The organism is Pseudoalteromonas sp. S3260, assembly GCF_005886925.1.
In the GTDB taxonomy this organism is placed as follows: Bacteria; Pseudomonadota; Gammaproteobacteria; order Enterobacterales; family Alteromonadaceae; genus Pseudoalteromonas; species Pseudoalteromonas tetraodonis.
On record NZ_PNCV01000078.1, the window covers coordinates 20,352 to 31,100 of the forward strand.

The 10,749-nt window shown below is 40.2% G+C and carries 9 protein-coding genes; 8 read left to right on the forward strand and 1 reads right to left on the reverse strand.

Annotated features, from left to right (window positions below):
* Positions 1-421 precede the first annotated feature (421 nt).
* The 5 genes from gmk to CWC14_RS13395 all read left to right on the forward strand — a co-directional run bounded on the left by gmk (position 422) and on the right by CWC14_RS13395 (position 5,833).
* Positions 422-1,042, forward strand: coding sequence for a guanylate kinase (gmk, locus tag CWC14_RS13375; RefSeq protein WP_076922923.1), 621 nt, complete (start codon positions 422-424; stop codon positions 1,040-1,042).
* Between the two features lie 125 nt (positions 1,043-1,167).
* Positions 1,168-1,443, forward strand: coding sequence for a DNA-directed RNA polymerase subunit omega (rpoZ, locus tag CWC14_RS13380; protein WP_138563321.1), 276 nt, complete (start codon positions 1,168-1,170; stop codon positions 1,441-1,443).
* A 127-nt stretch (positions 1,444-1,570) separates the two neighbouring features.
* Positions 1,571-3,676 carry a bifunctional GTP diphosphokinase/guanosine-3',5'-bis pyrophosphate 3'-pyrophosphohydrolase gene (gene spoT / locus CWC14_RS13385; RefSeq protein WP_013466063.1) on the forward strand — a complete coding sequence of 702 codons (2,106 nt, stop codon included), beginning with the start codon at positions 1,571-1,573 and terminating at the stop codon, positions 3,674-3,676.
* A 12-nt stretch (positions 3,677-3,688) separates the two neighbouring features.
* Positions 3,689-4,081, forward strand: a complete 393-nt coding sequence (gene ridA, locus CWC14_RS13390) for a deaminase RidA (RefSeq protein WP_013466064.1) — start codon at positions 3,689-3,691, stop codon at positions 4,079-4,081.
* A 147-nt stretch (positions 4,082-4,228) separates the two neighbouring features.
* Complete coding sequence (locus tag CWC14_RS13395; protein ID WP_138563323.1) at positions 4,229-5,833, forward strand: flagellar assembly protein A; 1,605 nt, start codon at positions 4,229-4,231, stop codon at positions 5,831-5,833.
* Between the two features lie 33 nt (positions 5,834-5,866).
* On the opposite strand, the gene asnA is transcribed toward CWC14_RS13395, so the two are convergent.
* The gene (asnA, locus tag CWC14_RS13400) at positions 5,867-6,862 is read right to left on the reverse strand and encodes an aspartate--ammonia ligase (RefSeq protein ID WP_138563325.1); all 996 of its coding nucleotides are present in this window, start codon (positions 6,860-6,862) and stop codon (positions 5,867-5,869) included.
* A 185-nt stretch (positions 6,863-7,047) separates the two neighbouring features.
* On the opposite strand from asnA, the gene asnC reads away from it, so the two are divergent.
* From asnC to recG, 3 genes are read left to right on the forward strand one after another with little or no spacing between them, the layout of a single operon-like run.
* The gene (asnC, locus tag CWC14_RS13405) at positions 7,048-7,506 is read left to right on the forward strand and encodes a transcriptional regulator AsnC (protein WP_013466068.1); all 459 of its coding nucleotides are present in this window, start codon (positions 7,048-7,050) and stop codon (positions 7,504-7,506) included.
* 41 nt (positions 7,507-7,547) lie between these two features.
* Positions 7,548-8,234, forward strand: a complete 687-nt coding sequence (gene trmH, locus CWC14_RS13410; RefSeq protein WP_076922926.1) for a tRNA (guanosine(18)-2'-O)-methyltransferase TrmH — start codon at positions 7,548-7,550, stop codon at positions 8,232-8,234.
* A 57-nt stretch (positions 8,235-8,291) separates the two neighbouring features.
* Complete coding sequence (recG, locus tag CWC14_RS13415) at positions 8,292-10,373, forward strand: ATP-dependent DNA helicase RecG (protein WP_138563327.1); 2,082 nt, start codon at positions 8,292-8,294, stop codon at positions 10,371-10,373.
* Positions 10,374-10,749 lie beyond the last annotated feature (376 nt).

Sequence of the window (10,749 nt, forward strand, 5' to 3'; positions counted from 1 at the left end):
ATACAGTCATATCCATTATAGCGAAATAAAACAGAAAGTGGATATTATTGTATCCATTATTAAATAAAGTGTTGAAAAAATTACTCGATAAAGCCCTTCAAAACTGCTATGTTTTAGCTCTAACAGCAGCATAAAAACGACACTGTTTTTCCATTGCTAACCACTAAGATTTAGTAAAAGCCATAGGCAAGTGGTGGGCAGTTTGGTGGGCAAACAGGCATTTTTGAACGGTTTCTTTTCGATAAACCATTGAGTTTATTAAGGTCTAGGCCACTACTCAATGAGCAGATCCAGAATATTGAGTAACTTTTTTGGCTTTACCACTCACTTGAGCATAATTAGCTAAATAAAGTACAATATAATAATTGAAGGCTTGAGCTGTTTATAGTTCGAGCCTGTTTATTTTTAGATAGAGAAAATAATGGCACACTCTCGCGGAAACTTATTTATTTTATCTGCACCTTCTGGGGCGGGTAAATCGAGCTTAATAAATGCATTACTGAAAAAACATGCTGATATGAAAGTATCGGTATCACACACCACCCGCGCACCGCGCCCTGGTGAAAACAATGCGGAACATTATCATTTTGTATCGGTTGATGAGTTTAAGGCACTAATTGCCAAAGATGACTTTTTTGAGTGGGCGCAAGTATTTGACAATTATTACGGTACTTCTAAACAAGCCATTGAATCACAGTTAGCCGCTGGCATTGATGTGTTTTTAGATATTGATTGGCAAGGCGCTCGCCAAGTTCGAGAAATAATGGATGACGTAAAAACTATCTTTATTTTACCGCCGTCAAAGCAAGAGTTAGAGCAACGTTTAAATAACCGTGGCCAAGACTCAGCTGAAATTATTGCCGGGCGTATGGCACAAGCTCAATCAGAAACCTCTCATTACGATGAGTATGACTTTGTTGTTGTGAATGATGATTTTGATACTGCTTTAAGTGAGATAGAAAGTGTTGTTATTGCACAGCGATTAACGCTAAAAGCGCAAACAACGCGTCATCAAACTTTAATTAATGAGCTACTCAAATAATCTAAATTAAGATTAATTAGATGTTCATGCCCTAAAACAGATAAAAATTAACCACTGGCTATTGGCGAAACCTGCTGCGTGCAGTAAACTACGCCTTTGCTTTTAAATTATTTTGGAGTGCTAAGATGGCTCGCGTAACAGTTGAAGATGCAGTAGATGCAATTGGTAATCGTTTTGACTTAATTTTAGTTGCGGCCCGTCGTGCCCGCCAAATTGCTGTTGGTGGTAAAGACCCACTAGTAGCTCCTGAGAACGATAAGCCAACAGTTGTTGCTTTACGTGAAATCGAACTTGGTTTAGTTGATAATTCTTCAATGGATGTTATTGATCGTGAAGAACAACAACACCAAGAAGCGGCAGAACTAGCTGCTGTTGCTGCCATTGTTGGTGGCAACCAATAATCAACCGCCCGGTTTGATTTAGCTAACGGCATAGTATTTCAACTATAGCCGTTGGCAATCCTTTGTTTTCATCGTATATTTGTAACTTATCCTAACTTATTTGCTTCACGAGAACATTGGAGTGTGAATGTATCTTTTTGAAGGTCTTAAAAAGAAAATCTCAAAATACTTGCCAGCAGACGATGTTGAGCTAGTTCAAAAAGCCTATGTGGTAGCCCGAGAGGCCCATGAAGGTCAAACTCGCTCAAGTGGCGAACCTTACATTACTCACCCCGTTGAAGTAACTCAGATACTAGCTAGCATGCACCTTGACCATGAAACGCTCATGGCAGCACTAATGCACGATGTGATTGAAGATACCGATTTTAGCCAACAAGATTTAGCTGAAATATTTGGTGAAACGGTGGCTGAACTCGTTGAAGGTGTGAGCAAGCTTGATAAGTTAAGCTTTAAAGATAAAAAAGAGTTTCAAGCTGAAAACTATCGAAAAATGATTATGGCAATGACCCAAGATATTCGGGTTATTTTAATCAAGTTGGCTGATAGAACGCATAACATGCGAACATTAGGCGCACTTCGCCCTGATAAACGCCGCCGTATTGCTCGCGAAACTCTAGAAATTTATGCGCCGATTGCTAATCGTTTAGGTATTCACGATATAAAAAATGAGCTAGAAGACTTAGGTTTTCAAGCGCTGTATCCAATGCGTCATCGTGCACTTAAATCTGAAGTGGCTAAAGCGCGTGGAAATCGCAAAGAAGTTATTTCAAATATTCAAACAGAAATTGAAGCACGCCTTGAGGAGTCTGGCATAAAGGCCACCGTATCAGGCCGTGAAAAGCATCTATACAGTATTTATAAAAAAATGCTCAACAAAGAGTTACTATTTAACGAAGTCATGGATATTTACGCTTTTCGTATTGCGGTAGATTCTATGGACACCTGTTATCGCGTACTCGGCGTTGCTCATAACTTATATAAGCCAATTGAAACCCGCTTTAAAGACTATATTGCCGTGCCAAAAACTAATGGCTATCAATCACTTCATACTTCTTTGGTTGGCCCGCATGGTATTCCTGTTGAAATTCAAATCCGTACTCACGATATGGATCACATGGCAGACAAAGGAGTCGCGGCTCACTGGATGTATAAAAAGTCTGGCGACAATGCGGGTCACACTGCGCAGCAGCGTGCTCGCCAATGGATGCAAAGCTTACTAGAGTTACAACAAAGTGCGGGATCATCATTTGAGTTTGTTGAAAACGTTAAAACCGAACTCTTCCCTGAAGAAATTTATGTCTTTACCCCAGATGGTCGCATCGTTGAACTGCCAATGGGCGCGACTGCGGTCGATTTTGCTTATGCCGTTCATACTGATGTTGGTAATACTTGTGTAGGCGCACGCGTTAATCGTAAACCTTATCCTTTAAGTAAAGCCATTGATACTGGGCAAACAATAGAAATTATTACTAGCTCAGGCGCTCATCCTAACGCAACATGGCTTAACTTTATTGTTACTGGTAAAGCGCGACTGGGCGTACGTAACTACCTTAAAAGCCAACAGCATGAAGAAGCATTATTATTAGGTCGTCGCTTACTTGATTCAGCCCTAGGTGAAAACAAGTTTGATAACCTGCCAGCTGAAAATATTACGCGAGTGCTTGAGGAGCATGAACTCTCTTCAACCTTAGAGCTACTGGTAGAAATTGGCTCAGGTAATTTAATGAGCATGCTGATTGCCAAACGCTTATTACAAAACGATAACGATGACTTAAACGATATTGCTAAACGTGCAAAAGCAACCATTATTGGTACAGAAGGCATGTTAGTTAATTATTCTAAATGTTGTCGTCCAGTGCCTGGAGACGCTATTACAGCTCATGTCAGCCAGGGTAAAGGTTTAACGGTTCATCGCCAAGAGTGTAAGAACATTCGTGGCTGGGAAAATGATCGTTCAAAATACCTAGTCGTAAAATGGGATGATAATCCAGAAAAAGAATACATTGCGGCTTTACGAGTAGAAATTATTAACCACCAAGGTGCGCTAGCTAAATTAACCAATGTGGTCGCCACTACACAGGCCAATATTGTAGAAATAGCTACCGATGAAAAAGAAAGTAATTTATACGTGATAGACTTAGGGATCACAGTTAAAAACCGTATCCATGTCGCTAATATCATGCGTCGTATACGTGTGATGCCGGATGTACAAAAAGTCTATCGTAAAAAATAAAATAGGAACATCATGAATAAAGCATTTATATCAACGGATAAAGCACCTGCAGCGATTGGCACATACAGCCAAGCAGTAAAAGTGGGCACAGCGGTTTATTTATCTGGGCAAATTCCACTTGTCCCTGAAACAATGGACGTTATATCTGAAGACTTTAGCGAGCAAACACACCAAGTATTTAAAAATATTTGTGCGGTTTGTGAAGAAGCTGGCGGCACCATTCAAGATTTAGTAAAAGTAAATATTTACCTTACTGATCTTTCAAATTTTGCCATTGTTAACGAAGTAATGAGCCAATATTTTAAACAGCCTTATCCTGCTCGCGCTGCTATTGGCGTTCGTGCACTACCTAAAGGTGTACAAGTAGAAATAGACGGCATTATGGAACTTCCTTCAACAAACTAACCTCTATAAGCTATGAGCGCCGCTCATAGCTTTTATTCCAATCTGTAACTACACTTTGATGAATTCTTGACTCAAAACTAAAATTCTAGCACTCTATAATCACGTTATTTTATTAAACCTTACTTTAGTAGTAGAAAAGGATAACTTGTGTTTAAGCTTGCTCATAATGGCAATGTATTGCTCGATACGAGTAAATCTGCACCCGCCAGTGCTGCTTTTATCATTGAAGCAATTGAACAATCGCCTTACAGCGAATGTGAAATCAATCATGACGCCATAAATAACTATTTCAGCAGTGCAACACCTGAACGTATATTAGTTGTTGCAACACGTCATGATGCCACCTTAAGCGTGGAGATAAGTGATGATAAAATGCTAGCCACGGGCACGCTCACTCTTGCTAAAGGGGGAGCAACACTGAGTTTTGATGAAGCTAAAAAAGAATTAGTTAAAGCGCACGTCGCAAGAGGTTATAAGCAAGCATTTTTAGAGCAACTTTTACAAAAGCAATCTGAACTCCCACCTGGCTCCGTAGTCAGTGGTCCACTCGCCAAAGGACGCTTACCTATAGACGGTAAACCAACTAAATTTAACGCAATGGTTCAAACACTTAAAGATCGTCTCAAAGCCCCTAAATTAAAAGAAGATGGCAGTGTAGATATGCGTGACTTTGGTAAGTTAGCAAGTGTAAAACCAGGTGAGTTACTAGTACAGCAACAACCCGCTACACCAGGCAAAGAAGGGTTTACCGTGTTAGGCGATGTATTACCTGCAAAACCCGGAGAGGTTCACACTCTAATTGCAGGTGAGGGCACTGAAATCTCAAAAAATAATCCGATGGAATTACTCTCTACGATTGCTGGCGTGCCGGTTGAAATAAATAATGGCATGCGTGTTGACGATATTTTTACTGTCAACGATGTGTCGGTAAAAACAGGGCATATCGACTTTGAAGGCAGTGTGATAGTGAGTAAAAATGTAGAGCCAGGAATGCGTATTAATGCAACGGGCGACATTACCGTTTTTGGTACGGTTGAATCTGGCGAATTAACCGCAGGAGGCGATATAACTGTAAAACAAGGGGTAATTGGCCATCAAAAGCCTGAAGATAAATCACTGTCTTGTAGAATAATATGCGCAGGCGATGTCCATGCCCCACACTCTCAATATTGTTACATTGAAGCTAATAACATTCTGCTTGAACGTCAAGCTAGCCACAGCTCAATGAAAGCAAAGAGTACAATACAAATTGGTCAATCAGAGTTACCTAAAGGAAGGCTATTTGGGGGTGAAATTCTAGATGCCACTAAACTGATTGCCGGCGAGATAGGTAATGAATCTGGTGCTAAAATGGTAATTAATTTAGCGGCTTCAGCCACTGAAATGACCAAAGAGATTGATAAATCTTTTAGTGAACTAACAGCAACAAATGAACAAGTTGATAGTTTACAAGCGGCTTTAGAAAAAGCAGATTTAATTAAAGATGCAGATAAAAAAAATGAACTCATAAATAAAATTGGCACCACGCAGCTACACCATAGTCAGCAAGCAGAACAATTAGAAAAGCAGGTAGCAGGTTTAGAGCAAAAACTGAATACGTTACTCGATGAAGCCATATTGACTGTGAATAGCGTTTTACATTCGGATGTAGAGATCCATATCTTCAATAAACTGCTTAAAACGACCCGTAACTTCCCACCGAGTAGTGTTAAGTTAGAAAATAATAAAATTGAAATTGAATTTAAAACTTAATTATAAGGGGCTGTTAGTAACAGCCCCAACTTTTTATAGTAAACCGTCTACACTTGTATAGGTTTGCGCTGGCCACACACCTACCTGCACTTGCCCTATATGTTGTTTTTGTAATAACAGCATCGCTAAACGAGATTGACCAATACCACCGCCAATTGTCTGTGGAAGCCTACTTTCTAGCAATGCCTTATGCCAGTCAAACTCTAAACGGTCTTCGTCTCCCGTAATACTTAATTGAGTTTGCAATACTTCAGGGCTTACACGAATTCCCATCGATGAGATTTCGAAAGCGTCTTCAAGCACTGGGTTCCATACTAAAATATCACCATTTAATCCCATGTACTGCTCGCATGTCGGGGTTGACCAATCGTCGTAATCTGGCGCTCTCACATCATGAATTTTGCCATCACTCAATGCTCCCCCAATACCAATTAAAAATACAGCGCCGTATTCTTGAGTAATCGCCTTTTCACGCTGCTTGGCTGTAAAATCTGGGTACATTTTACGTAATGCTTCACTATGTACAAAAGTAATCTCTGTGGGTAAAAATGGTGTTAAACCAAAGCTGTCACTAACATATTTCTCAGTAGCTTTAATACCTTGGTAAATAGTTTCAACCGTTTGCTTCAAAGTAGATAAAGAACGCTGCGTACTTTCACAAATAACTTGTTCCCAATCCCACTGTTCAACATACACAGAATGGATTGGACTTAATGAATCTTCATCAGGTCGCAACGCTTTCATTTGCGTGTAAATTCCTTCACCTTTAGAGAAACCATACTCGCCCAAAGTTTTACGTTTCCACTTTGCTAACGAATGCACGACTTCATAACGGCTATCTTTAATGGCTTTAACATTCACCGCAACAGCGTTCTCGTGTCCACTTAAGTTATCCTGAGTACCGTCACCTACTTTAGCTAAAATAGGTGCCTGTACTTCAATTAAGCCTAACTTTTGCTCTAATTGCTGTGAAAAAAACTGTTTAACTTTACTTATTTGCTGCTGCTGCTGCACATAGTGTGAACTCATAATAATTGGCCTCATTCCCAGTTATTGTATTGGCGACTCAGCGCTTAGTAGCGCTTCAATATGGTTATCGTAACAATTAAACGGTTTAATTCAATAACCCATAACAAAAATAGCTTTACGATATTAAAATCATTAAAAAAATGGTATAAAAACATTAAATACAACAATACAAAGCAACTAAACCTATGGAAAATTATCAAATCGATAATCTAGACAAACAGATTCTGCATGCATTAATGGATAATGCACGTACACCCTATGCTGAATTAGCAAAGCGTTTCGGTGTCAGTGCAGGAACAATTCATGTGCGAATTGAAAAAATGAAACAAGCGGGGATCATTACAGGTACCCAATTAACCATTAATACCAAGCAGCTTGGCTACGATGTATGTTGTTTTATCGGCATTAATTTAAATAATGCCAGAGACTACCCACAAACTCTGATTAAGCTTGAATCATTAGAAGAGGTTGTTGAAGCATATTACACCACCGGTAATTACAGTATTTTTATTAAAGTAATGACTCGCTCAATCGATCATCTACAAGATGTGTTGATCAATAAAATACAAGCAATAGAAGCTATTCAGTCAACCGAAACCCTTATCTCATTACAAAACCCGATTAGCCGAACAGTGGTGCCTTAAGGTGAAAAATCTCGTATAATTTGCCGAAAAAGAGGACTCCCATGCAGCAAACTCGTTATCAAAGAATTGAAAGTGTACTTTCACGTCGTCAAACCGATCTTACCGTGTGTTTAGAAGACGTACATAAACACCATAACTTATCTGCCATAGTCAGAACGGCCGATGCTGTTGGTTGCCATCATGTGCATGCAGTCTGGCCAGAAAAGCAAAAGTGGCTAACCAATAATACCTCAGGTGGCAGTAAGAACTGGTTAGACACACACCTTCACAGGAACATAGATGATGCCGCAGCCAGTATCCGTGCCCATAACCCCGATGTACAAATTTTGGCAACTCATTTAAGTGAAGATGCCGTCGATTTTAGAGAAATTGATTACACTAAACCCACTGCAATTATTGTCGGCCAAGAAAAAACGGGGATCTCAGAAAAAGCGCTCGAATATGCAGATCAAAACATTATTATTCCAATGCAAGGCATGGTGCAATCGTTAAATGTATCCGTTGCAGCAGCATTAATCTTATTCGAAGCACAACGTCAACGTGAGTTAGCTGGGTTATATAATAGAAATATGCTGAGTGAAGAAATAAAACATCCAATGTATTTTGAAGGCTGCCACCCAATTATTGCAAGGCAGTGTAAGCAAAAGAGCTTACCTTATCCCGCACTTGATGAGCATGGCGAAATCGTTGCAGATGAACAATTTTGGCAGGCATTAAAACATACTTGATGCATATACAGTGTATAAGTACACTTAACTCACTAAATAACAATAATTGAGCCTACTTTGTCTAAACCTAGCTTAAGCCAATACCCAATCACAGAACTTAAAGGCGTAGGCCCTAAAATGGCTGAACGACTTTTAAAGCTAGGCATCACCACAGTACAAGATATGCTTTTTCATTTACCGCTAAGGTATGAAGACAGAACGCGTATTTATGCTATTAGTGAGCTCACCGCACATAGCCATGTAACGGTTCAAGCAACCATTGAAACAAGCCAAATTACCTTTGGTAAAAGGCGTATGCTGGTTTGCCAAATAAATGATGGGACAGGTAGGTTAACTCTACGATTTTTTAATTTTACCGCAGCACAAAAAAACGCATTTAGCACGGGTAAAATAATTCGCTGTTTTGGCGAAATACGTCGCGGACGTGTTGGCTTTGAAATGAACCACCCTGAATACAGTATTAGTGACACTTTTGAACAGCAACCAACATCATCAACACTTACGCCAGTCTATTCAACAACCGAGGGGTTAAAGCAACTCTCTATCAGGGCGTTGAGTGAACAGGCAATAGAATTGCTTCAAAAATACGCAGTAGAAGAGCTACTACCTCAACAATGGCAACCATCGCAACTTGGGTTAAGCGATGCATTATTATTACTACACCGCCCCCCCAATGACGTTGATATCATTGCACTTGAACATGGGACTCACCCAGCACAACAACGGCTCGTTTTTGAAGAGTTGTTGGCTCAAAATCTCAGTTTATTAAAAGTAAGAGAACAGGGACAGCAAGTTAAAGCCGTTGCACTTGAGCCTACTAATTCATTAGAGGGACAGTTTTTGGCGCAATTACCCTTTGCGCCAACCAACGCACAAAGTCGTGTGGTATCAGAAATTAAAGCAGATTTACAAAATGCGTACCCTATGATGCGATTAGTTCAAGGTGATGTTGGCTCGGGTAAAACACTAGTCGCAGCCCTGAGCGCCTTAACTGCGATAGCACAGGGCTATCAAGTTGCATTAATGGCGCCGACTGAAATTTTATCAGAGCAACATGGAATCAACTTTTCTAGCTGGTTTGAAAGTCTTGGAATAACCGTTGCTTGGTTAGGCGGTAAAACTAAAGGAAAAGAGCGCATTAATACACTTGCAATGATCGCCTCTGGTGAAGCGCAGATGATTGTGGGTACCCATGCTTTATTTCAAGATGAAGTAAAATTTAACAATCTCGTACTTATCATTATTGATGAGCAACATCGCTTTGGGGTTCATCAACGTTTATCACTGCGTGAAAAAGGGCGCTTTGGTGATTGTTATCCACATCAACTAGTAATGACAGCAACACCTATACCACGTACGCTCGCGATGACTGCTTATGCCGATTTAGAAACCTCAGTGATCGACGAATTACCACCAGGAAGAACACCAATTACCACTGTTGCCATCCCTGATACCCGCAGAGATGACATCATTAGTCGAGTGAAACTTGCCTGTAATGAACAAGGTCGACAAGTTTACTGGGTATGTACTCTTATAGACGAGTCTGAAGTATTACAATGCCAAGCAGCTGAAGACAGTGCTTTACAATTAAAAGAAGCCTTACCTGAACTTAATATTGGTTTAGTCCATGGGAGAATGAAAGCCACTGAAAAGCAAGCCATTATGAGTGAGTTTAAAACGGGGAACATTCATGTACTTGTCGCAACAACCGCAATCGAGGTCGGTGTTGATGTCCCCAATGCGAGCCTAATTATTATCGAAAACCCAGAGCGCTTAGGTTTAGCACAGCTTCACCAATTACGAGGCCGTGTAGGACGTGGGGCAACCGCATCGCATTGCGTTCTTTTATACCATGCACCACTTTCTCAGACTGCACAGAAGCGATTAGGAGTACTGCGCGATAGTAACGATGGCTTTGTTATAGCAGAGCGTGATTTAGAAATACGCGGCCCAGGTGAAGTACTTGGAACTAAACAAACCGGTTTAGCCGAATTCAAAATCGCTGATTTAACACGCGATAAACAAACACTCAATCAAGTAAGGCCCATCGCACAACAAATGCTTAAGCAATACCCTCAGCATATAGACCCTCTTATTCACCGCTGGTTAGGTAATAAATCAAACTACGCACAAGCATAGTCGGTTTTTAAACTTTACTTTTCACTTCATCATCCAGACTTATACCAATTCGCTTAATTAAGCGGTCTATTTTGAGGCAGGAAAAACGGGTTGATAGCTAGGCAAAAAATTCGCTATTTAGTTGTTCTAAATGAGAATTTTTTAACAGAGATAGCGACACATTTAGCCCCGCAAAATGATTGAGTATTATTGCGGATTGGTATTACCCCAAACGGATATATTTTCATAATGCTTTTATTTTCAGGCCTTCTATTGCAAGATGTCGTGGTGTCGTCCACAGCGTTAGAGTAGGCTTTAGGCGCTTATTCTTTTACTTTTACCTGATGCCTTTTACCTTTCAGCTGCATTTTCACTTTTCTGCAGACGTAAAAAAGCC